This window comes from Microbacterium sp. SORGH_AS_0969 (assembly GCF_030818255.1).
Classification (GTDB): domain Bacteria; phylum Actinomycetota; class Actinomycetes; order Actinomycetales; family Microbacteriaceae; genus Microbacterium.
Window position 1 is genome coordinate 230,710 of the sequence record NZ_JAUTAG010000001.1, and the last position, 22,879, is coordinate 253,588.

At 68.6% G+C, this 22,879-nt stretch carries 18 protein-coding genes; 8 read left to right on the top strand and 10 right to left on the bottom strand.

Annotated features, from left to right (window positions below; all coding sequences use genetic code 11):
- The first annotated feature begins 2 nt into the window (after nucleotides 1-2).
- From QE388_RS01040 to QE388_RS01065, 6 genes are read left to right on the top strand one after another with little or no spacing between them, the layout of a single operon-like run.
- Nucleotides 3-1,136, top strand: a complete 1,134-nt coding sequence (locus QE388_RS01040; protein ID WP_307382281.1) for a glycosyltransferase family 1 protein — start codon at nucleotides 3-5, stop codon at nucleotides 1,134-1,136.
- Complete coding sequence (locus tag QE388_RS01045) at nucleotides 1,129-2,367, top strand: hypothetical protein (RefSeq protein ID WP_307382284.1); 1,239 nt, start codon at nucleotides 1,129-1,131, stop codon at nucleotides 2,365-2,367. Before QE388_RS01040 ends, QE388_RS01045 begins: the two co-directional genes overlap by 8 nt.
- A gap of 31 nt (nucleotides 2,368-2,398) precedes the next feature.
- Nucleotides 2,399-3,376 (top strand): glycosyltransferase family 2 protein, encoded by a 978-nt coding sequence (locus QE388_RS01050; RefSeq protein WP_307382287.1) that lies wholly within the window; start codon nucleotides 2,399-2,401, stop codon nucleotides 3,374-3,376.
- A 52-nt stretch (nucleotides 3,377-3,428) separates the two neighbouring features.
- Nucleotides 3,429-5,696: a glycosyltransferase gene (locus tag QE388_RS01055; protein WP_307382290.1), complete on the top strand. Its 2,268-nt coding sequence runs from the start codon at nucleotides 3,429-3,431 to the stop codon at nucleotides 5,694-5,696.
- A gap of 5 nt (nucleotides 5,697-5,701) precedes the next feature.
- Complete coding sequence (locus QE388_RS01060) at nucleotides 5,702-6,142, top strand: GtrA family protein (RefSeq protein ID WP_307382291.1); 441 nt, start codon at nucleotides 5,702-5,704, stop codon at nucleotides 6,140-6,142.
- Nucleotides 6,135-7,097, top strand: coding sequence for a glycosyltransferase family 2 protein (locus QE388_RS01065; protein ID WP_307382294.1), 963 nt, complete (start codon nucleotides 6,135-6,137; stop codon nucleotides 7,095-7,097). Before QE388_RS01060 ends, QE388_RS01065 begins: the two co-directional genes overlap by 8 nt.
- Nucleotides 7,098-7,162: 65 nt before the next feature.
- Here the strand turns inward: QE388_RS01065 and QE388_RS01070 are convergent, their stop codons facing one another.
- The 9 genes from QE388_RS01070 to rfbA all read right to left on the bottom strand — a co-directional run bounded on the left by QE388_RS01070 (nucleotide 7,163) and on the right by rfbA (nucleotide 18,395).
- Nucleotides 7,163-8,332: an IS30 family transposase gene (locus QE388_RS01070; RefSeq protein WP_307382296.1), complete on the bottom strand. Its 1,170-nt coding sequence runs from the start codon at nucleotides 8,330-8,332 to the stop codon at nucleotides 7,163-7,165.
- Nucleotides 8,333-8,636: 304 nt separating this feature from the next.
- Entirely contained in the window at nucleotides 8,637-9,647 is a 1,011-nt protein-coding gene (locus QE388_RS01075; RefSeq protein WP_307382298.1) for a Gfo/Idh/MocA family protein, read from the bottom strand.
- Nucleotides 9,644-10,741 (bottom strand): DegT/DnrJ/EryC1/StrS aminotransferase family protein, encoded by a 1,098-nt coding sequence (locus QE388_RS01080; RefSeq protein WP_307382301.1) that lies wholly within the window; start codon nucleotides 10,739-10,741, stop codon nucleotides 9,644-9,646. Before QE388_RS01080 ends, QE388_RS01075 begins: the two co-directional genes overlap by 4 nt.
- Nucleotides 10,734-11,363 (bottom strand): acyltransferase, encoded by a 630-nt coding sequence (locus QE388_RS01085; RefSeq protein ID WP_307382304.1) that lies wholly within the window; start codon nucleotides 11,361-11,363, stop codon nucleotides 10,734-10,736. The genes QE388_RS01080 and QE388_RS01085 overlap by 8 nt, the downstream gene beginning before the upstream one ends.
- A 64-nt stretch (nucleotides 11,364-11,427) precedes the next feature.
- The gene (locus QE388_RS01090) at nucleotides 11,428-12,636 is read right to left on the bottom strand and encodes an ABC transporter ATP-binding protein (protein ID WP_307382308.1); all 1,209 of its coding nucleotides are present in this window, start codon (nucleotides 12,634-12,636) and stop codon (nucleotides 11,428-11,430) included.
- Nucleotides 12,636-13,553: an ABC transporter permease gene (locus QE388_RS01095; RefSeq protein ID WP_307382311.1), complete on the bottom strand. Its 918-nt coding sequence runs from the start codon at nucleotides 13,551-13,553 to the stop codon at nucleotides 12,636-12,638. Before QE388_RS01095 ends, QE388_RS01090 begins: the two co-directional genes overlap by 1 nt.
- Before the next feature lie 22 nt (nucleotides 13,554-13,575).
- Nucleotides 13,576-15,504: a rhamnan synthesis F family protein gene (locus QE388_RS01100; RefSeq protein ID WP_307382313.1), complete on the bottom strand. Its 1,929-nt coding sequence runs from the start codon at nucleotides 15,502-15,504 to the stop codon at nucleotides 13,576-13,578.
- Nucleotides 15,501-17,423 carry a rhamnan synthesis F family protein gene (locus QE388_RS01105; protein ID WP_307382315.1) on the bottom strand — a complete coding sequence of 641 codons (1,923 nt, stop codon included), beginning with the start codon at nucleotides 17,421-17,423 and terminating at the stop codon, nucleotides 15,501-15,503. The genes QE388_RS01100 and QE388_RS01105 overlap by 4 nt, the downstream gene beginning before the upstream one ends.
- A gap of 87 nt (nucleotides 17,424-17,510) precedes the next feature.
- A complete protein-coding gene (rfbA, locus tag QE388_RS01110; RefSeq protein ID WP_307382317.1) occupies nucleotides 17,511-18,395 on the bottom strand; it encodes a glucose-1-phosphate thymidylyltransferase RfbA in 885 nt (294 codons plus the stop codon).
- 83 nt (nucleotides 18,396-18,478) lie between these two features.
- On the opposite strand from rfbA, the gene rfbB reads away from it, so the two are divergent.
- Together rfbB and QE388_RS01120 are read left to right on the top strand one after the other, a co-directional pair.
- Entirely contained in the window at nucleotides 18,479-19,477 is a 999-nt protein-coding gene (rfbB, locus tag QE388_RS01115) for a dTDP-glucose 4,6-dehydratase (RefSeq protein ID WP_307382320.1), read from the top strand.
- A 5-nt stretch (nucleotides 19,478-19,482) separates the two neighbouring features.
- The gene (locus QE388_RS01120; protein WP_307382322.1) at nucleotides 19,483-20,895 is read left to right on the top strand and encodes a bifunctional dTDP-4-dehydrorhamnose 3,5-epimerase family protein/NAD(P)-dependent oxidoreductase; all 1,413 of its coding nucleotides are present in this window, start codon (nucleotides 19,483-19,485) and stop codon (nucleotides 20,893-20,895) included.
- Between the two features lie 39 nt (nucleotides 20,896-20,934).
- On the opposite strand, the gene QE388_RS01125 is transcribed toward QE388_RS01120, so the two are convergent.
- Nucleotides 20,935-22,722, bottom strand: a complete 1,788-nt coding sequence (locus QE388_RS01125; protein ID WP_307382324.1) for a hypothetical protein — start codon at nucleotides 22,720-22,722, stop codon at nucleotides 20,935-20,937.
- Between the last annotated feature and the right edge of the window lie 157 nt (nucleotides 22,723-22,879).

A 22,879-nucleotide genomic window follows, 5' to 3' on the forward strand; every position in this document is an offset into this window, starting at 1 on the left:
CTGTGCGGATCCTCGTCGATCTGCTCGGCTACACCGGCGGTCGCGGTGGCACCGAGACCTACGTGCGCGAGCTCCTCCCGCGCCTGGCCGCGGAGATGCCGGATACGGATTTCGTCACCCTCACCGGCGCAGCCGGCGCAGCTGCCGTCCGCCGCTTCGCCCCCGGCGAGGTGCGCGTCATCGAGTGGGTGGGCGACGGGCGCGCCTCGTGGGCGGCGGGCGAGATCGTCGCGGTGAACCGGGCGGCGAAAGCGATGGATGCCGACCTGGTGTGGAGTCCCGCGAACTTCGGGCCCCTGACCGCCGGCGACGTCGCCCGCGTGGTCTCGGTGCATGACGTCATCTACCACGAGGTACCCGGCGCCGGTCTCGAGCGGATCACGCGCGCCGTGACGGCCTGGCTCATGACGCGCACCGCGCAGACCGCACAGGAGGTCGTCACGGTCTCAGAGACCGCGGCGAGCGCGATCTCCTGCCATCTCGGCGTCGAGAGGGAGCGCATCACGGTCGTGCACAACGGCCGGTCTGAGATCTCGGGGGTCGACAACCCGTGGCGGCTGCTCGCCTCCCTCGGCATCCGTCCCGGTCGGTCCCTGCTGCTGTCGACGGGCAACCGGATGCCGCACAAGAACTTCGACGGTCTGCTCGCCGCGATCGAGCGGATGCCGCCCGAGCGACGCCCCCTCACGGTGATCGCGGGCGGAGGCGCCGACGACCCGCTGCGCCCGACGGTGGAGAAGCTGGGCCTCGGCGACGACGTGGTCCTGCCCGGATGGGTCGGCGACGAGCAGCTGCGCGCGTTGTACGAGGTGGCCGACGTCTACGCGTGCCCCTCGCTCACCGAGGGATTCGGCCTGCCCGTGGTCGACGCCCTCGGCGCAGGCGTGCCCGTCGTGGCCCACGACACCGCGGTACTGCGGGAGGTCGGTGGGGAGTGGGCGCGCTACGCCGACGCCACCTCCCCGCAGGCGTTCGGCTCCGCGATCGCGGACGCCCTGGCGCTCGACGAGAGAACGCGCGCGGATCTGCGTGCGGGCGGCCGCCAGTGGGCCGGCCGTTTCACCTGGGCCGCGGCGGCCGTGGCCCTCTCGGTCGTCTTCCGCCGTGCCGCGGCGCGAGGTAATCGACGTGGCTGAACCGACCTCGCTGCGTTCCCGCCTGTTCGGCTTCACGCTGATCCCGGCGGTCGCGGCGGTCTCACCCCTCGTCGTCCTGCCGGCGGTGTCGCGCGCCGCCCCCGAAGGCTGGTCGAGTGCGATCGCCGGCGAATCGATCGGCACGTTCGCGGCGATCGCCGTCGCCTACGGATGGACGACCGTGGGCCCCGCCCTCGTGTCGATCGCGGCCGACGACGTCCGCCGCGGGCGGCTCTACCGCGATGCCCTCGTCGTGCGCCTGGCGACGTCGATCATCGCGCTGCCCGCGCTCGTGCTGGTATGCCTGCTCGTGGCCACGCCCGGCTACGGGGTGCTCGCCGCCCTGATGGGATTGCAGGGCGCCATGATCGCCCTGTCGTTCACGTGGTTCTCGGTGGGGGTAGGCGATCCCCGATCGATCCTCTTCTACGATGCCGTGCCGCGCCTGGTGGTGGCGGTGGGCTCGATGCTCGCAATCGTCAACGGTGCTCCGGTGGAGGTCTATCCGCTCGCGGGGATCTCGGTGACGGTGGTCGGCACGACGCTCTTCTCTTTGCGGCTGCTGCGCCGATACCCGTCGGCCTGGCCGCCCCTGCGCGAGATCCCGGGTCTGTTCCGCGTCGGAGCGCCGGTCGCCTTGAACGATGCCGCCCTCGGCGCGTACTCGGCCGTCCCAACTCCACTCGTCAACGTACTCTCGACCGGTGCGGCCGCCTCGGGCTTCGCCTCCGCCGACAAGATGGCCAAACTCGGGCAGTTCCTCCCCCTCACCCTCGCGAATGCGCTGCAGTCCTGGTCGGCCGAGGTCACCGGGCCGGCGCGGCGGTCGCGGCTGCGCCTGGCACTTCTTCTGCACGGCGGCTTCGGCGTGCTCGGCATGCTCGTGCTCGGTTTCGCCGGTCCCCCGGTCAGCGCCCTGATGTTCGGCGAGCCCGCTGCGGCACCCTTCGCTGTGTGCCTCTCCCTCGGTATCGCCTTCGCCCTCTTCTCGCTGCGCACCTCGATGACACGGCACGTGCTCTTCCCGGCGGGTGAGCAGCACGCTGTGATGCGGGCCACCGTGACAGCGACGGTCGTCGGCATCCCCCTCATGATCGGCACGGGTCTGTTCCTGGGGCCGGTCGGGGCGGCGGCCGGGTTAGCGGTGACCGAGGCAATCTCCACCCTCATCCTCATCGGGCGCACGCGCCGACAGGTCGACCTCGTCGCCGTCGAGGAGCACGCCCCGTGATAGCACCGAACCCCGGAAGGGCTGCTCTCGCATGATTGATGCACCCGAGGTCGACCTCGTCATCCCCGTGTACGGCGGATGGGACTTCGTGCGCGCGTGCCTGCATGCCGCGACGCACCAGAGCGCGCCCGCACGAGTGATCGTCATCGACGACCGCTCGCCCGACGACACCGCGGATCGCATCGCCGCGGACTTCCCCGAGGTAACCCTCATCCGCAACGAGCGCAACCTAGGATTCGCACGCGCCTGCAACGTGGGCCTGTCGACTGGTACGGGTCGGCTGGTGATGCTCGTCAACAGCGACGTCGTCCTCGAGACGGACGCCGTGGAGCGGGTGCTTGCCGCGATGCCCGGCCCTCGCGACGAACGCCGGGTTGGCAGCGCGGCGACCCTGCTCCTCGCCCCCGACGGGACCGTCGACTCCTTCGGCATCGTCGCCGACGTCACCGGAGCCGGTTTCGTGCGTTTCCACGGAGCGGCACTCCCGGCGGCGGACCCCGTCGAGCCGCCCGTGCTCGGTCCCTACGGCGCGGTCGCCGTCTACGCGCGCGCCGCCCTCCATGAGGTGGGACTGTTCGACACGAACATCTTCATGTACGGCGAGGAGCTCGACCTGGCCTTCCGCCTGCGCGCCGCGGGATGGGGGTGCGTCGCGATCGACGGGCCGCTCGGCACGCATCTGGGCGGGGCGAGCGCCGGTCGCGAGTCGGCGCGCCAGCGTCGACTGTCGGGGTTCGCACGCGGCTACCTGCTACGCAAGTACGGCATCCTGCGCTCTCGGCAGGGACTGCGCGCTCTCACGGTCGAGCTCGTGGTCAGTGGCGCCCGGCTCCTTCTGCGCCGCGACGTCCTCTCCCTGCGCGGGCGCTGGGAGGGGTGGCGCCGCGGTGCCGACGCGTCCCCCACTGCCCTTCCGCTCGAGGCCGTCGACCGCACGATCGGACTGCGCGAGTCGATGCGCATGCGCGGCGACCGGTACTGGGCCGAGCGTCCCGTGTCGCGGTCATGACGGCATCCCCATCGCGTCCGGACCGTGCGGGCGACCTGCCTACACTCGAAGAGTGCTGACCGCCCTCCGCTCGCGCGTGCGCGCTGCGCGGGACTCCCCCCTCCTGCGCCCCGTCGTCGCGCGGGTGGATCGCGTCTGGTGGGCTCGGGTCATCCGGCGGGCGGGCATCGTCGACCTCGACTACGTCCGCGCGCAGACCGGGAAGACGCTCTCCGAGGCCGCCGCCGTGCGCCGATACGTGAGCGGCGGATACCGCGCCGGGCTGCGCCTGTCGCCGCTGTTCGTCGACACCGCGGTGGGCGACCACCTCCCCGAAGCGTGGCGGGTTCCGGCCCTCTACGCGTACCTCGTGGCAGACCCCCGTGGCCTGCAGGTGAGCCCGCTGTGGGACGCCCAGGCGTACGGAGAGCGGCACCCCGACGCCTGGGACGCCCCGGGCGGCCCGGTAGGGCACGCGTGGCGACGCCGCGAGGGGCACTCGCTCCCGTACGGTCCTGAGGCCGAACCCGCCGCGGTGTCATGGGCCGATCTCTCGACGGTCATCACGCGGGCGGCGCACCGCGCGCGCGTCGGCGGCGAGGTCCTGGCCACCCCCGGACGGCTCCCGCTCGAACGCGAGCTCATCCTCGCGCTCGGACCCGACGAATGGGACTTCGACGAGTCCCTCGCCGAGGCCGTGCTCTTCGCGGAGCGGGACGGCCACGGCGTCGCCGTCGCCGTGATGGACGGACGCACCGAGGACTGGACCCTCGCCTCGCTGATGGCCGCCTCGAACCCCCGGGTACGCGTGAGCCGTCGTCGCCACGACGATCCGGCCCGCGCTCTCGACGAGCTGCTGCAGAGCTCAGCCGCCGAGGTGGTCGTCGTCCGCGGACCCAACGAGACTCTCACCACCGCGGACGCTGTCCGGCTCGCCGAACGCGTCGAGGCCGAACCGGTCGGCACGGCCGTGGCGCCGGTCTGGCGCGACGGTGACGGCACGATCGCGGCCGTCGGTGCCGTCGCCGAGGGACGTTTCCTCGCGGGGCACCCCATCGAAGACATCTCCGCGCTCGGCACCGACGCGAACCTCGAAGTGCCCGCTCTCGCCGGTCTCACATTCGCCGTCCGTCGCGACGACGTCCGGTCCGACCTGCGCGGATCGGATGCCGCGAGCCTCGTCGGAGAGCGCGCGATCGTGGCGCTCGACCTCGAGACGCGCACGCGCTCGACCGCCCCGCGTGCCGACCTCGACGGCATCCGTTCCTCGGTGAAGCCCGCCGAGACGGACGACTTGCTCGTCCGTGCGGGCTGGGAGCGCGTGTCCGGGGGGCCGTCGCCGCGCGTGCGACGACCGCGCCGCCGCACGACGCTCGCCGACGGCACCGAGGTCCCTGTCCTGCGCTGGGCGCTGCGTACCGCCATCCCGGTCGGGCCCCGCGCCGAGGGATGGGGCGACACGCACTTCGCGCGTGCGCTCGCGGGCGCCCTGCGCCGTCTCGGACAGGAGGTCGTCATCGACTCCTATGCCGCACGCACGCGCCCCACCCGCCACCTCGACGACGTCACCGTCGCCCTGCGCGGTCCCGAACCTCTCGAGGCCTCGCCCTACGGCGTCTCGCTCCTGTGGGTGATCAGTCATCCCGACGAGATCACCCGTACCGACGTGGCCGGTTTCGACCGCGTCTTCGCCGCCTCGGCACCCTGGGCTCGCGCGGCCGGCGCCGAGCTCGGGGTCGACATCAGCCCGCTCCTGCAGTGCACCGACGCGACCCGCTTCCGTCCGACCGGTCGGCCGCGCGGCGATGACATCCTCTTCGTCGGCACGGCTCGCGGCATCCTGCGCCCGTCCGTGGTCGAACCGATCCGCGCCGGGATTCCCGTCACGGTGATCGGACCGGACTGGCGCGGGTGGATCCCGGCCGCGCACATCCGCGCGACCGGCGTCGCGAACGACGAGCTCCCCGCGCTCTACGAGAGCGCCGGTGTCGTGCTCAACGACCACTGGCCCGCCATGCAGCGCCGCGGCTTCATCGGCAACCGCCTCTTCGACGTGGTCGCCGCGGGCGGACGTGCCATCAGCGACCGGGTCGAGGGGATCGACGCCCTGTTCGGCGGGGCGGTCGCGACCTACGACACGGTCCCGGAGCTCATCGAGATGCTGTCCGGAGATCGGGATGCCGTGTTCCCCGACACCGCGACCCTGACGGCGGTGTCGGAGCGCGTCCGCGCCGAGCACTCCTTCGATGCGCGCGCCCGGACGCTGCTAAATGCCGCTCTGCAGGCGGTGCCGACACGGTCACGCGGCGTCTCGGACAGCACAGCGCGGCTGGCAGAATAGAATCCATGCCTTCGGAGTCCCCCTCGCCGCGCGGGTGGGGACTCACCCGCCTCTGGTCGTCCAGCCTCGTGCGCTACCTCGTGGTGGGCGGCCTCGCGTTCGCCTTCGACTTCGGTCTGCTCTGGCTCCTCCACGACGTCGCCGGGGTCCCCCTCGCCGTCGCGACGCCGACGGCGTTCCTCGCGAGTTTCGTCGTGACCTACACGCTCCAGCGGCTCCTGGCCTTCCGGGCTTCGGATGCCGTGGCCCCGAGCGTCGTGCGCTACGCGCTGCTCGTCGCGGCGAACACGCTCCTCACCACGGGCATCGTGGCGCTGGCCGACGCCGTCGGCTGGTCGTGGGTCGTGGGGAAGGTCCTCGCTGTCGCGGTGACGACCGTCGGCAATTACTTCGCGTACCGTTACTGGGTCTTCGCCCGCCCGAAAGGTTCTCACTCGCATGTATAAAGGCGCCATCATCGCCGCGGTCGTTCCCGCGTACAAAGAGGAGAAGATGATCGCCCGGGTCATCGAGACGATGCCCGACTTCGTCGATCACATCGTCATCGTCGACGACTGCAGTCCGGACGACACCAGCGGAGCCGTCACGCGGGTCGGCGACCCCCGCGTGGCCCTCATCCGCCACGAGGTGAATCAGGGCGTCGGCGGTGCCATCATCACCGGTCACCGTGCCGCGCTCGAACTGGGCAGCGATGTGAACGTGATCATGGCCGGCGATGCGCAGATGGACCCCGCGTACCTGCCGGCACTGCTCGATCGGGTGGTCGAAGACGGGTACGGGTTCGCGAAGGCGAATCGCTTCTACTCCCCCGAGTCCTTCACCGGCATGCCCGGATACCGCGTCTTCGGCAACATCGCGCTGTCCTTCATCACGAAGCTGTCGTCGGGCTACTGGAACCTGTTCGACCCGCAGAACGGCTACACCGCGATCCGAAGTGAGGCGTTGCGCCGTGTACCGCTGGATCGCGTCGCCAAGCGTTACAGCTTCGAGAACGACCTCCTGATCCACCTCAACATCCTGCAGGTGTCGGCCGTCGACGTCCCGATTCCCGCCGTCTATGGCGACGAGGTGTCGAGCATTCGCCTGAGCAAGGTGGTCCCCGAACTCGTGCACCGCTTGACCGTCGGCTTCTGGAACCGCATCTGGTACCGCTACGTGCTCTGGTCGTTCTCCCCGATCGCGCTGCTCCTCTTCCTGGGTCTACTGTTCCTCGGCTTCGGCGCGATCGTCACGATCTGGCTGTTCTTCCAGATCCTCGGCTCGGCCATCGCGACCGCGGCGACCGTCATGCTCGCGGCCCTCCCGCTCATGCTGGGAACGCAACTGCTGATCAGCGCACTGCAACTGGACATCCAGGCCACGCCGTCGACACCGGAGCACACCCCGTTCGCGGCCCGGTGAGAGCCCGAAGCGAAAGCGCCCACCCCGGAAGGCGGTTTCTAGAGGTCGTCGCAACACCAACTGAACTAAACGAGTTCTAGCAGACGCTGGGCTGGGGTGTCCCAGCCCAGCGTTTTGCGTGGGCGGCCGTTGAGTTTCTGGGCGACGTGCTCGAGGTCTTCCGGACCGTAGACGGACAGGTCGGTGCCTTTCGGGAAGTACTGCCGGAGCAGGCCGTTGGTGTTCTCGTTCGATCCGCGCTGCCAGGGGCTGGCGGGGTCGCAGAAGTAGACGGGGACGTCGGTGGCGACCGTGAACGCCTTGTGCGCGGCCATCTCCGTCCCTTGGTCCCAGGTGAGCGACCCCCGCAGGTGCGCCGGGAGGCTGCCGATCAGGCCCACCAGGACGTCGCGGACGGTTTCGGCGGTGTGATCACGGGCGGGCAGATGCCCGAGCATGACGTAGCGGGTGGCGCGTTCGACGAGGGTGACGATCGCGGACTGATTACCAGCTCCCATGATCAGATCCCCCTCCCAATGCCCGGGGACGGCGCGATCTGCGACCTCCGGCGGTCGCTCACTGATCATCACCATCGGATCAACGAAACGGCTCGTGCGATGCTCGGGCGTGCGGTGCGGTTTGCGGCGGGCGCGCCCGGTGCGCAGCGCATCGGCGACCTCGCGTTTCAAACCGCCGCGAGCCTGGACGTAAATCGCCTGGTAAATCGTCTCCGCGCTCACCTGCATACTCTCGTCGCCCGCGTGATCTCGCGACAGGACGCCGCTGATCTGTCCCGGAGACCATTGTTCCTTCAGCCGGTCCGAGACGTACTCCCGCAACCGTCCGGGCTGGGCCAGCTTCGCGGGCTTCGGCCGGACCCTCTTCGCCGCGGCATCGCGGTGAGCGGCGTGCGGCAGGTAACGCCCGTTCGCATCCCTGCGCGCGTCGAGTTCGCGCTTGATCGTCGACGCTGCCCGGTCCAGCTCCCGGCCAATCGACCGCAACGTCCACCCGAGCCGCCGTAAATCGGCGATCTTCTCCCGCTCCTGCAGAGACAGCAGCCGAGAACCGATCTGCGCCGGAACCCGGGGCGGTGGGGTCGTCATGGACTCCATCGTGGTGCGCCCAGTCGAGTAGTCAACGCGTCGCCCGTCCGGGTAGAACCGCGAGTTCCGCGAATGCCGGACCCCGTGATCCCAATCCCGTGCGGTGCGCTCGTGGATGCCGACCTGCGCTGCGGCGTCCCGCCGCGACACACCTTCCCCGCGCAGCCGGGCATACTCGCCCCGACGCGGATGCGGCCGCGCCGGGAACTTCCCCTCGGAACGGAACCCCGCCTTCCTGGCCCAGGTGAAACCCGTATTCCGATTCATCCCGAGCTCTCGCGCAGCCAACGTCACACTGCCGAGTTCCTTCAACAGCGTCAGGAACTCATCCCGACGACGATCCTTCTCCTCCGAAAACGACACGGTGGTCGCAACCTCCCAAAATCTGGGGTGTTGCGACCACCGTTAGAACCCGCGGATATCGGGGCGGGCGCTTTCTCGTGGACGCAGACCGTCAGACCGCGGCTCGCTGGCCCATGCGGATGAGTCGCCCGTCGTCGGAGGCCGACTCCAACGACGCCTCGACGACGCTCAGCACGTGAACGGCCTCGCGCATCGTGGACAGCAGGGTGGGGCGACCGTTGACGGCGTCGCGGAACGCCTCGAGCTCGGAGCGCAGGGGCTCGCGCTTCGGGAACGCGAACCTCGTCACGTCGCCCTCGGACACTCCCCGGAAGGTCGAGACGGACTCCCACTCCAGGGCCGCGGTGCCGTTGCGGTGCAGTGTGAGGTCGGCCGTGGCCGTGTCGGCGATGAAGGTTCCCCGCTCTCCCGTCACGACCGTGACGCGCTCCTTCATGGGGCTGAGCCAGTTGATCAGGTGGTTCACCACGGCACCGTCCTGCAGACGCCCCGAGATGGCGATCATGTCCTCGAACGACCGCCCGCTCTGGAACGCCGTCTGGGCCGAGACAGCGGCGTAAGACGACTGGGCGACCCATGCGGTCAGGTCGATGTCGTGGGTGGCGAGGTCTTTGGCGACGCCCACGTCGCCGATGCGTGCCGGGAACGTGCTCTGACGACGCGTGGCGATCTGGTAGACGTCGCCGATCTCGCCTTCTGCCAAGCGGGCCCGCAGCTGCTGCAGCGCGGGGTTGAAGCGCTCGACGTGACCGACGGTGCCCACGAGACCTCGTGCGTCGAACAGGTCGGCCAGGACGCGCCCCTCTTCGGAGCTGTCGGCGATCGGCTTCTCGACCATGACGTGCACGCCGGCCTCGGCCAGCGTCGTGGCCGCCGCCGCGTGGAAACGTGTGGGGACGGCGACGACGGCGATGTCGAGCCCCGCGGATGCCAGTGCCTCGACGTCCGGCAGGACGGGGAGACTCCCTGCGACCCCGTGCACATCGCCGGCAGGATCGGCGACGGCGACGAGGTCGATCCCGTCGATCTCGCGGAGGAGACGCGCGTGGTGGCGTCCCATCATTCCCAGGCCTAGCAGGCCGGCGCGCAGCGGCGCGGTCATGCGCCCGCTCCCGCCACCGCGACGACCGCCGTCACGATGCGCTCCAGGTCGTCGTCACTCAGCGAGGGGTGCACGGGGAGCGAGACCACCTGCTGCGCAGCGCGCTCGGTCTCCGGCAGATCGAGACCGCGGGCAAACGACGCCAGCGAGGGAAGCCGGTGATTGGGGATCGGGTAGTAGACGCCGCTTCCCACCTGATGCTCCTCGCGGAGGGCCGTGACGAAGCCGTCGCGGTCGTCCGGGACGCGCACCGTGTACTGGTGGTAGACGTGATGAACCCCCGCGGCGACGGCGGGGCGCTGCACGCCCGTCAAGTGCGCGTCGAGGAACGCGGCGTTGTCGCGCCGCTTCTGCGTCCACCCGTCGACCTTCGTCAGCTGAACACGACCGATCGCCGCGTGCAGGTCGGTCATGCGTGCGTTGAACCCGACAACCTCGTTCTCGTACTGCCGCTCCATGCCCTGGTTGCGCAGGAGGCGCAGCATCCGGGCGACGTCGGATCCGCCGGCGGTGACCATACCGCCCTCGCCGCTGGTCATGTTCTTCGTCGGGTAGAGCGAGAACATCGCGAACGAGCCGAACGTTCCCACCGGCCGGTCGTTCAGCTGCGCGCCGTGCGCCTGCGCGGCGTCCTCGAACAGCATCAGGCCGTGCCGTTCGGCGAGAGCCGTGAGGCCGACCATGTCGGCCGGGTGACCGTAAAGGTGAACGGGCATGATCGCACGCGTGCGCGGGGTGATCGACGCCTCGACGCTCGCGACGTCGAGGGTGAAGCTCACGGGGTCGATGTCGGCGAACACGGGGGTCGCGCCGGTGAGCGCGACCGAGTTCCCGGTCGCAGCGAAGGTGAACGACGGCACGATGACCTCGTCCCCGGGGCCGATGCCGCACGCCAGCAGACCGAGGTGGAGACCCGACGTACCCGAGTTGACCGCGACCGTTTCGCGTCCGTCGACGAAATGCTCGGCGAACTCGCGCTCGAACGCCGCGACCTCGGGACCCTGGGCGATCATGCCGCTGCGCAGCACGCGGTCGACGGCGGCACGCTCGTCCTCGCCGATGAGGGGCTTGGCGGCGGGAATGAGATCAGGCATGGGTTTCCTCCTTGAGAACACCATCGGTCTCGATGAAACGCGCGCCCGTCCGAGGACAGGCCCAGACCTCACCCTGCTTCTCGAGAGGGACGCCGGCGGGCCCGACCCACCCGATACGGCGAGCGGGGACCCCGGCGACGAGCGCGAAGTCGGGGACGTCCTTCGTCACGACGGAACCGGCGGCGACCGTCGCCCAGCGTCCGACGACCACCGGCGCGACGCACGTCGCGCGCGCACCGATCGAGGCGCCCTCGCGCACCGTCACGCCGACCGGGGTCCAGTCGGCCGCTGATTTGGGGCTGCCGTCGGGGTTGATCGCCCGCGGATACGTGTCATTCGTGAACACCACCGCCGGCCCCACGAAGACGCCTCTCTCCAAGCGCGCCGGTTCGTAGACGAGGGCGTAGTTCTGGATCTTGCTTCCGTCCCCCACCACGACACCGGGACCGACGTAGACGCCCCGACCGATCACGCAGTTCTCACCGATCGCCGCTCCTTCCCGGATCTGAGCGAGGTGCCAGACCGATGAGCCGGTCCCGATGGACGCCCCCGTCACATCGGCGGAGGGGTCGATCCGGGGGGGCGTTTCGGCGAGAGAAGAAGGAGTTGCGGAGTGGTGCACGGCGGACCAGCTTATCGGGGTGGGGCGAGAGCTCCCGGAGAAATCACCCGGAGCGAGCGGGAATTCAGGATCGGGTCACACCGGCGAACGAGACGCTGGCGGCCACGGTCCCCACCGTCACGTCCTCGCGCGTCCGGACGGTGAAGAGAGCGCCCTGGGCGAGGCCGTGGCTGCTCGGCTCGCTGACTCCGGCGGCGTTCGCGTTCACGTAGTACTGGCCAGCGCCGAGGTTGACCGAAGCGATACGCAGGTCGATCGACACCGGCCCCGTGATCGGATCGAGACGGTGCTCGAGCATCTCCGTGTTCGATGCCAGCACCATGTGCCCAAGAGGCGTGTCGATGCTGAAGCCGAGCTCCCAGCGTTCGATGGGCTTCATCGAGTCGACGTGCACGCGGATCGTGAGGGGGTCGCCCTCCTGCACGGTCTTGGTGCGGGTGCCGTCGTCGGCGAGGAGCTCGACCCGCTTGACCTGGATGGGATGCACGGTCTGCTCGGGCGGGGGCTCACCGACGCGACGCCCCTCGAGCACGTCGCGCAGCGCTCCGATCGCCTCACGGGTCTCGCCGTCGAAGACCACCGCGCCGTCCTTCAGCACGATGCCTCGGTCGCAGAGCTCGGCCACCTGCTGGGCCGAGTGCGTCACGAGGATGATCGTGCGCCCCTGCTCTCGGAACTCGTTGATGCGGTCCATGCACTTGCGCTGGAACGTCTCGTCACCGACGGCGAGCACCTCGTCGACGAGCAGGATGTCGGGGTCGGTGTGGATCGCGACCGAGAACGCGAGGCGCACGTACATCCCCGACGAGTAGAACTTCACCGCGGTGTCGATGAAATCGCCGATGCCGCTGAACTCGACGATGTTGTCGAACTCGCGATCGATCTCCTCGCGGGTCATGCCGAGGATCGAGGCATTCAGGTAGACGTTCTCCCGACCGCTCAGGTCGGGATGGAAGCCCGCGCCGAGCTCGAGGAGGGCGGCCATCCGTCCGCGCGTCTCGATGTACCCGTCCGACGGCGAGAGGATCCCGCCGATCAGCTTGAGCAGCGTGCTCTTTCCGGATCCGTTCGCGCCGAGAAGTCCGACGGTTGTTCCGGCCTGGATCGTGAGCGAGACGTCGTCGACCGCGACGAAGTCGCGGCGGAAGGACTTCCCCAGCCGGCCCAGGTGGACAACGCGGTCTTTCAGGCTGTTGTCCTTGCGCACGCGGAAGTGCTTCGAGACCGAGGTCAGGCGCACGATGTCCGGCGCGACGGTTGCGGTGTCCGACATCACAGCTCCTGAGCGAAGTTGCCCTGCATCCGGGTGAACACCCGGTGCGAGATCACGAGCAGAACCAGACCGACCACCCCGGCGATCAGCATCCGCAGCCCCAACTGGGCGGGGTAGTCCTCGAGCGTCCCCGCGCCCCAGAACGCGCGGTGGAATCCCAGGACGGCGATGGTCAGAGGGTTCGAGGCGTAGACGTCGAGCACCCATTCCGGCAACTGGAACCGGACGATGACGTCCTGCACCATGCGCCACGAGTAGACGATGGGCGATCCCCACATCGCGAGCATCAGCACGACCTCGGTCAGGTACTGGATGTCGCGCAGATAGACGTTCAACGCCGAGAGCAGCAGACCGATGGCGAGACCGTAGATGGTGATCAGGATGACCGACGGGAAGAACCAGAGCATTTCAGCGGGCTCGGGCAGGGCGCGGAACAGCAGAGCCGCGACCACGAGGACGCCGAGCTGCACGAGGAACATGAACCCCGCTCCGCCGATGCTCGCCAGGGGGAAGATCTCACGAGGCAGGTAGATCTTCTTGACCAATCCACCGTTCTGCAGGATCGACCCCGTCGCGCCGAACACCATGTCGTTGAAGAACACGTACAGCGTGAGACCGGAGAACAGATAGATCGCAAAGTTGTCGATGCCCTCGGCCGCGCGCAAGAACTGCCCCAGCACGATGAAGTACATCAAGAACTGGATGAGCGGACGGATGACGGTCCACAGGAATCCGAGGAAGCTGTCCCGGTAGCGCGCTTGCAGGTCGCGGCGCACGAGGAGGTTCAACAGGTCGCGGCGCTTGAGGATCTCGCCGACCTTGCCGAGCCGGCCGGTGGTGCGGCGACCCTTCGCATCGACGACCGCGTACGGCGCTTCGGAGATCCGCGCGAATCGCGCCACGCTCTCCTGGCTCATCGCTGCCATTCTTGCTGTCCCGTCATGAGTTCTTTCGTCGTTTCTTCAGCCCGCGCGCGGCCCGGTCGATCCATCGACCCGGGCTCTTGGTCGGGTCCATCACTCGCCTCATCCGGTGCACGGTGCCCATGTGATTCAGGCGCATGTACATCCTGAGGAAGTCTTTTCCGGAGCCGGTGCCCACGAATCCGAGCGCCCGAAGACGATCGATCTTCTCGAAGGCGTATCCCGGAGTCGTTCCGGCCATTTCATCGAGCTTGTAATCGAGCGCCGTGTGGCTGACCGCCGCATAATCGGGTGCGACGATCGTCCGGCTGTGGTAACCCAATTCTCCTGCCGCGTACGACGGCATGCGTTCCAGGATATGTGCCAGCCCCCCGTCCTGGTACGCCTCCACGCCGCCGAAATCGGAGTATTCCCAGGGATGCTCGACGAGCAGACGAAGGGCTTCGGGCCGGGCGAAGAACATGGAGCCGTATGGGGCCAACGGCGACACGTCGTCGAGGGGAACACGAATGCCCAGCTTCTCCGCGAGCCGTTCGAAACCGGGCTTGTTCGACCACCAGGCACGACCCAGGGTGGGGTAGCCGATATGGATCATCGGCGGGAACGCGAGCCCCAGCCCCGGCTCCCGCTGGAAGAGCGCGAGCACACGCGAGGTGTGGTCCTCGTCGTGCAGGAGGTTGAAGAACTGCTGCTCTCGGAAATGCGTGCCGACGTTGTAGCCGTCCTGCGGTGTCTTCTTACTGTGGAGCTTGACGACGAGGTCGTAATCACCCGACAGGAGGACGTCGCGGCATCCGACGAGGAAGGCGCTCTGGTCGCGGCCGTCGTTCGAGGCGACGACACGCACATCCACCGATCCGCGCCGACCCGGCAGGGCGGCGATGCGCGACTCGATCCGCCGCGCACGCTCGGAGTCGGGCGTCGTGACGACGAGGTCGTAGGGTCCGGGCAGGGTGTTCGCCCGCTCGATCATCTCCTCGGTCATCTCGTCGTAGAAGATGTGGGCGATGACGACCACGCGCAACGCTGCGGTCGGATCGTAGGGGGCGTGGTCCGGGCCCACCACGTCCATGAGTCCGGCGTCGGCGTTCAACACCTTGGGCGCGACGTTGCGAGCGAGATTCGACAGCGCGATCTCGACGGGGTATCCGCCCTCGGCCGCCGCGTCCAGCGCCCACTTCCCGATCACCGCGTGACGATCGAGGAACGGCGGCCAGTGGAAGAACGGACGGCGCTTGAGGATCGGGCACCCGTCCTCGATGAGAGCGCGGGGGGCGAACAGCGAGGCGTTCACCACCGCGTAGTCGTCGGAGGCGAAGGCCGCCTCCCCCACGAACCCGCTGCCGGTGAAGGCGTCACGGAAAACGAGTTCATGCTGCACGACGGCGTCGACGTAGGTGGAGATGTCCGGCATCTCCGCCCAGTAGCGCCGCCACCGCTCGGTCTGGAACATCTCGCGGCGCACGGCGATCCAGAACGACTGGAAGTGATACGGCAGGGTCCCCGAGCCGGTGATGGGGTTGTGGTCCTCGGCCGCGTGATCGGTCATCGCCCAGAAGTGCACCGGGCGGGCGTTCATCCGGGCGAAGAGGGGGGCGAACGGCCGGACCGGACCGAACCACGTGTCGTTGGTCAGCACGATCTCGTCGAACTCCGCGACCCGCTCTCCGAGCCGCGCCAGGGCATCACGCTGCGCACCGATGTCGAAGCCGGTGTTCTCACGCTCGATGATCTCGTCGACGGCATCGACCAGACGCGTCCGTCCGGCGTCAGTGAGATCGCCGTTGACCACGGCGATGAGGCGGTCGGCGTGCATGCGAAGCGCCGCCAGGGCGTGCAGGACGTAGTCCTCGACCTCTCCGCGGCGGTCGTAGATCGTGTACACGATCAGCCGGCGACCGCCGTCCGGAAAGGGCAGGGGCGGCGCGATCTCGGTACCGCTCACCGGCGGACTCCCTTCACCAGGGCGCGGCCGGCCGCAGCACCCGCGCGCACCCGGCGCAGCACCGCACGCGCGCCCTGTCCGAGCGGGTGCATGACGGGGTCGAGGCGCTGGACGACCTTGTTGTGGTTCGTCTTCATGTACATGCGGAAGAAGGCCACCGCGCCCGCGGTGCCCATCCAGCCCGCACGGTGCAGGAACTGGATCTGCTCGATCGGATACCCGGGGAGGTTCACCGCGAGCTGATCGATCTTGTACTCGATCGCGAGGTGGGTGAGGCTCGCGTGTTCGGAGTCCAGCACCGTCCGCACGTGAAGGCCCTGCTCCCCCACCGCGACGGAGACGAGACGCTCCAGAAGCCGCTGCAGATCGGGCACCAGTTCGCGCGACCGATCACGGAAGTCGTTGTAGGTCCACTCCGCCGAGAGGTAGGACCGGACCCCCGCGGGCCGTCCGATCCACATACCACCGAGCGGGGAAAGGGGGGTGATCCCGTCGAGCGGAACCCGGATGCCGAGATCGTCGGCGACATCTTGACCCATCCCCCGATACCACGACCAGCCCTCACCGGTCGTGGCATAGCCCGTCTCGATGACCGGGGGGAAGACGGCACCGAGCCCCGGCTCGCGCACGAACAGGGCGAGGAGGTTGGCGATGTACGACGGACTTCCCAGGAGGTTGTCGCGCATGTACCGGCGGAAGTACTCCGACACCGTGCGTCCTCGGCGGACGGGGAGACGGTCGTGGAGCTTGACGAAGACGTCGTACTGGTCGCTGAGCAGTTCGGCTCGGCATCCGATCAGGAAGGCGCTCATGTCGCGGCCGTTCGGCGACGGGACGACGCGGACCTCGGCCGCGGACACGTTCTGACCATGGGTTGACAGCAGCTCGTCGAGGGCGGGCGCGAGCCCCGCGTCCGACGTGGTGACGATCACGTCGACCGGTGCCGGGAACCAGCTGAGCCGCTCCACGAGCGGGGTGACCGAGGCGATCCCGGTCGCGTGGATGACCACGAGCACGCGCAGGGTCGAGGGATCCTCGGATGCCGTGACCACCGTGCGGGGGAGGATGTCGAGCATCGCCAGATTGGTGTTGATCACCTTCGGCGGAACCGTCCGCGCCAAGTTCTCGAAGATCAGCGCGGTCGGATAGCCGTGGGCCGCGACCTTGTCGAGGATCGCGCGACCGATCACCGCATGACGGTCGAGGAACGGCGGCCAGTGGAAGAACGGGCGGCGCTTGACCAGCGGACATCCGTCGTCGATGAGGAGCGTGGGATTGAACAACGCCGGGTGGTCGGTCGGGTAGTCGGCCGACGCGAAGGCCACCGCCGAGGTGAACCCCGCCTCGGTGAAGGTCTCAGTGAAGATGGTCTCGTGCTTGAGCACCGCGTCGAAGTACGACGGCATCTCGGGGAGATCCCGCCAGTAGCGCTCCCAGCGCTCCGACGTGAACATGCGCCGGCGGACGGCGATCCAGAACGACTGCAGGTGGTACGGCAGAACGCCCTCGCCCGTGAAGGGGTTCGGCTCCTCGCGGGCGTGGTCGGTCATCCCCCAGAAGTCGGCGTCGAGGGCGTCCATGCGGTCGAAGACGGGTCCATACGGACGCACGGGACCGAACCACGTGTCGTTGGTGAGCACGAGCTCGTCGAAGTCCGCCAGTCGCGACCCCATGTGGTCGAGGGCATCCTTGTGCGCCCAGATGTCGAAGCCGACGTTCTTCCGCAGCAGGATCTCGTCCGTCACCGGTTCGAGGCGTCGTCTCGCGTCGTCCGAGAGCTTGCCGTTGATCACCGCGAGGATGTGGGTGGCGCGGTCGCGCATCCCTTCGAGGGCGTGAACCACGTAATCGTCGACACCGCCACGCCGGTCGTACACGACGTAGACGACGAGTCGTCGTCCATCGGAGGGGAAAACCAACGCATGCTCCACTTCAGCCCCTCGATTCATCCCGCGGTTCTCTAGAATGCGGCAGGGGCCTTGACCGCACGCAGACCAACGGCGAGCTTAGAGGGGGCCGTCGACGCTTCCCTGTGCAAGGGCCTTGAGCAGGTACTGCCCGTATCCGCTCTTGACGAGCGGCTCCGCGCGTTCGCGCAGTTCCTCATCGCTGAGGAACCCCATGCGCCACGCGACCTCTTCAGGGCATCCGATGGACAGCCCCTGGCGCTTCTCGACCGTGCGGATGAACTCGGTCGCCTCGCTGAGCGAGTCGAACGTACCGGTGTCGAGCCACGCGGTGCCGCGTGGGAGCAGCTCGACGCGCAGACGCCCCTGCTCGAGGTAGGTGCGGTTCACGTCGGTGATCTCGAGCTCTCCGCGAGGCGACGGCTTCAGTTCGCGGGCGATCTCGATGACGTCGTTGTCGTAGAAGTAGAGCCCGGGCACGGCGTAATCGCTCTTTGGGACGAGGGGCTTCTCTTCGAGAGAGACCACGCGTCCTTCGCGGTCGAACTCCACGACGCCGTAGGCGGTCGGATCGGCGACGCGGTATCCGAAGACGACCCCGCCGTCGAGATCGGTGTACTGGCGCAGACGCGTACCCATGCCCTGCCCGTAGAAGATGTTGTCGCCCAACACGAGAGCGACCGACTCGGAGCCGATGTGCTCCTCGCCGAGAAGAAAGGCCTGCGCGAGGCCGTCGGGCGAGGGCTGAACGCGGTAGGTCAACGAGATGCCGAAACGCGAGCCGTCGCCGAGCAGGCGCTGGAATTGCTCGGAATCCTGCGGGGTGGTGATGATGAGGATGTCGCGGATGCCGGCGAGGATCAGCGTCGACAGCGGATAGTAGATCATCGGCTTGTCGTAGACCGGCACCAGTTGCTTCGAGATGCCCAACGTGATCGGGTGAAGTCGCGAGCCCGTGCCGCCCGCCAGAATGATTCCGCGCATGGGGTCAAGTTTCCCTCATCGCGGCACCCACGCCAATCCAGCGGGGACGGGGGCCGAACAGCAACCCAGCTACCCTATGGACCATGAGTCGTCTTCTCGTGACCGGTGGCGCCGGTTTCATCGGTTCCAACTTCGTGCACCACGTCATCGCGCACACCGACCACACGGTGACGGTGCTCGACAAGCTCACCTACGCGGGCAACCGCGCGTCGCTCGAGGGCCTCCCCGAGGACCGCGTGCGTCTCGTCGTCGGCGACATCGCCGACGCGGCCGTCGTCGACCCGCTGGTGGCTGAGGCCGACGCCGTGGTGCACTACGCCGCCGAGTCGCACAACGACAACTCGCTGCACGACCCGCGCCCCTTCCTCGACACCAACATCATCGGCACGTACACGCTGCTCGAAGCCGCGCGCCGTCACGACGTGCGCTTCCACCACATCTCGACCGACGAGGTGTACGGCGATCTCGAGCTCGACGATCCGGCGCGCTTCACCGAGTCGACGCCCTACAACCCGTCATCGCCGTACTCGTCGACGAAAGCCGGGTCCGACCTCCTCGTGCGCGCGTGGGTGCGCTCCTTCGGCGTTCGCGCCACGATCAGCAACTGCTCGAACAACTACGGCCCCTACCAGCACGTCGAGAAGTTCATCCCCCGCCAGATCACCAACGTCATCCGCGGAATTCGCCCGAAGCTCTATGGCACCGGGGAGAACGTGCGTGACTGGATCCACGCCGACGACCATTCCTCGGCCGTGCTCACCATCCTCGACAAGGGCGAGATCGGCGAGACCTATCTCATCGGCGCGGACGGCGAGAAAGACAACAAGAGCGTCGTCGAACTGATTCTGCAGATCGCCGGTCAGCCCAACGACGCGTACGACCTCGTGACCGACCGTCCGGGCCATGACCTGCGCTACGCCATCGACTCGACCAAGCTTCGGACCGAACTGGGCTGGACGCCGACGTACGGCGACTTCGAGTCGGGGCTCGCGGCCACGATCCAGTGGTACCGCGACAACGAGGCCTGGTGGGCGCCGTCGAAGGACGGCGTCGAGGCCTTCTACGCCAGCAAGGGACAGTGACCGCGGTGTCGATCGAATTCGGCAAGGCGCTGTCGGTGCGCGAGACGCCCATCCCCGGGCTCGTCGTGCTGGATCTCCCCGTCCACGGCGACGCGCGCGGATGGTTCAAGGAGAACTGGCAGCGCGAGAAGATGACCGCCGCGGGTGTAGACCTGCCCGACTTCGGTCCGGTGCAGAACAACATCTCGTTCAACGACGCGGTGGGCACGACCCGCGGCATCCACGCCGAACCGTGGGACAAGTACGTGTCGGTCGCGACCGGGCGGATCTTCGGCGCGTGGGTCGACCTTCGCGAGGGCGACTCGTTCGGTGCGGTCTTCACGACGGAGCTCGACCCGTCGACGGCGATCTTCGTCCCGCGAGGCGTCGGCAACTCGTATCAGACCCTCGAACCGGACACCGCGTACACGTACCTCGTGAACGACCACTGGTCGCCCGACGCCACCTACACCTTCCTCAACCTCGCCGACGAGACCGCCGCGATCGACTGGCCGATCCCGCTCGACGACGTGGAGATCAGCGCGAAGGACAAGAACCACCCGCGTCTCGCCGACGTCGTGCCGATGCCCCCGAAGAAGATCCTCGTGACCGGGGCCAACGGCCAGCTCGGCCGGGCCCTGCGCGAGGAGTTCGGCGACCACCCGTGGATCGAGTACGCCACGCGCGCCGACCTCGACCTGACCTCGCCGGATCTGGATGCCGCGCGCCGCTGGCGCGACTACGGCACGATCGTCAATGCCGCCGCGTACACCAAGGTCGATGTCGCCGAGACGCCCGAGGGCCGCACCGAGGCCTGGGCGGCGAACGTCACGGCCGTGGCCGCGTTGGCCCGTATCGCGACGGCCAATGGGATCACGCTGGTGCACGTCTCGAGCGACTACGTCTTCGACGGATCGAAAGAGGGCGCGTACGCGACGACCGACCCGGTGTCGCCCGTAGGCGTCTACGGGCAGACGAAGGCCGCGGGCGACGCGATCGTCTCCGCGGTTCCGCGGCACTACATCCTGCGGACGAGCTGGGTCATCGGCGAGGGCAACAACTTCGTCCGCACGATGGCGTCGCTCGCCGAACGCGGTGTCGATCCTCGCGTCGTGAACGATCAGCGAGGACGCCTGACCTTCACGACCGACCTCGCCGCCACGGTGCGCGCGCTGCTCGAGACGGGAGCACCCTCCGGCGTCTACAACGTGACCGGAGCCGGCGATCCCACGACGTGGTACGACATCGCACGCGACGTCTTCGAGCTCACCGGCCACGACCCCTCCCGCGTCACGGGGGTCAGCACCGAGGAGTATTTCGCCGCGGCGACGGCACCCGTCGCGCCCCGGCCGTCGAACAGCGTTCTCGAGCTGGCCGACCACGGCCCCGTCGTCACCGCTCCGGCGCGCGAGCGCCTGCGCTCCTACCTGTCGGCGTGACAGGATCCGTGCGGGGGCGGCCGTCCGCCCCCGCACGGATCACTTGACGACCTCGTAGATGTGCATCGTCGTCGGGCCTTCCTGGACGGTGTCCGACAGCGTGACGCACGCCGAGTCGATCGGAGCTTCGCTCAACACCCACGTGACGTGTTCGCGCGCGAAGGGCGCGCAGGCGTCGAAGGTCATCTGCACCTGATCGGGATACGGGTTGCGCGGCGACGGGTCGCCCGTGCCCAGGACCCAGGACACCATCCCCAGACGGTTCCATCGCTCTTCGGCGGCACCGGTCGGGTCGATCTCCGACCACATCTCGCGGGACGGCGCACCCTGGAACCCGTTCAACGCCGTGACGCCCGACTCGACGAGCATCATGGTGGGGAGCTGGCTCGATGTGATGCCGACCCATGTGCCCGGTTCTTCTTCGTCGCGCTGCTGGATCGCATGCACCGTCGCCGTGTCCCTCAGGTCGAGCACACCCCGGTAGAGCGGGTTGACACCCAGCCCGGCCAGGAGGGACACCACCAGCAGACCGATGGCACCGGTGGTCATCCCTCCGCGGGCGATGGCGACGACGGATGCCACGAGCAGCAGCGCCGAAATGACGCCGACCGCGACGGCCGACGGTTCGATCCCGTCGAAGTGCACGTCCAGCCCGGTCTCACGGTGGATGCGCCACAGCACGACCGCCATCGACGCGAGGGCGACGGCGGCGGTGGCGCCGGCGACCCACCACGGAGGCCGCCCGGCCCGGCGCGCGCGACGTTCGTCGATCTCGCGACCGACGACGAGGACGAGGACGAAGCTGAGCACGCCGAAGCCGATGCGGATTCGCGGCGAGGTCGTGCGATCGAGGAAGAGGAGGTGGGCGATGGCATCCCACCCCGGAACGATCAGGAAAGCGAGCATCACCGCTCCCACGACCAGGAGCGCGATCGTCACGGGATCCAGCCGTCGTGACGCCCGCCACCGGACGACGAGCAACCAGACGACGGCGACGATGAGCAGGATGCCCGGCAGGAAGAAGGTCGACGCTTCCGACATGTTCACGGCGAACGGCAGGCCCGCGGTGCGGCCCAGATCGAACGAGAGGAACCCCCAGAACAATTGGGCGGTTTCCGACCAGCCGCCCTCGCCGACCTTCTGCAGCCGCTCCCCCGGGTACACGGTGGACGTGAAGCCCTGGATGGTGGACCACCGGGTGACGAGCCAGATCAGCGTCACCAACACCGCGGCGGCACCGCCGACGAGCAGGGGGACGAGCCGGCGGACGCGGACACCGAAGGACTCGGCCTGCGGCACGGGGGTGAGGACGACACCGACGACGAACGCCGCCGAGACGAGCACCACGGGCACGATGAACGGGGCGTACACGCCGACGGCCATGGCTGCAGTCGTCCACGCGGTGAGCGCCGACAGCACCCACGCTCCGACGCGTCTGCTCGATCGCACGCACCACATCGCCGTGGCCATGACCAGGAACGCCCATGCCGCCGGATACAGGGTCGTCGACAGGTACCACCACTGGAAGAACGGGGCGAAGAAGAATCCGACCGAGAGAGCCGCCGCGGCCACGGGCCGGCGGGGCATCAGCACGACCGCGAGAAGGTACCCCGCGCCGATGACCGCGAACCCGGGTAGCCACCATTTCAGTGCCATCGCCTGATCGAGAGGGAGGAAGAAGAAGCCCCACAGGTGCGGACGCAGCACCGTCGACCAGTCGGTCGTGGGCAGGTCGTTCTGCACGGTGGCATCCATGCCGCCGGGGAAGGTCTCGTTCCGGGCGGGGAGATCCTGCTCCACCTGCGAGATCACCCACGAGGTCTGCACGAACCACTCGTCGCTGCGGATCGCTTCCGGCTCTCCCGCGATGAGGGCCGGGTCGTCTCCCTGGCTGATCAGGGTCGTGGACGATCCCCGTCGACGAGCCGGTGAGTCCCAGCGCGACGAAGGCCACGAGTACCACGCCCAGCAGACCGAGCGGGAA

Excerpts from the sequence above, each read along its gene's own strand:
- QE388_RS01050 (WP_307382287.1), top strand. The coding sequence starts at position 2,399 with ATGATTGATGCACCCGAGGTCGACCTCGTCATCCCCGTGTACGGCGGA.
- QE388_RS01060 (WP_307382291.1), top strand. The coding sequence starts at position 5,702 with ATGCCTTCGGAGTCCCCCTCGCCGCGCGGGTGGGGACTCACCCGCCTC.
- QE388_RS01065 (WP_307382294.1), top strand. The coding sequence starts at position 6,135 with ATGTATAAAGGCGCCATCATCGCCGCGGTCGTTCCCGCGTACAAAGAG.
- QE388_RS01075 (WP_307382298.1), bottom strand. The coding sequence starts at position 9,647 with ATGACCGCGCCGCTGCGCGCCGGCCTGCTAGGCCTGGGAATGATGGGA.
- QE388_RS01080 (WP_307382301.1), bottom strand. The coding sequence starts at position 10,741 with ATGCCTGATCTCATTCCCGCCGCCAAGCCCCTCATCGGCGAGGACGAG.
- QE388_RS01090 (WP_307382308.1), bottom strand. The coding sequence starts at position 12,636 with ATGTCGGACACCGCAACCGTCGCGCCGGACATCGTGCGCCTGACCTCG.
- QE388_RS01095 (WP_307382311.1), bottom strand. The coding sequence starts at position 13,553 with ATGAGCCAGGAGAGCGTGGCGCGATTCGCGCGGATCTCCGAAGCGCCG.
- rfbA (WP_307382317.1), bottom strand. The coding sequence starts at position 18,395 with ATGCGCGGAATCATTCTGGCGGGCGGCACGGGCTCGCGACTTCACCCG.
- rfbB (WP_307382320.1), top strand. The coding sequence starts at position 18,479 with ATGAGTCGTCTTCTCGTGACCGGTGGCGCCGGTTTCATCGGTTCCAAC.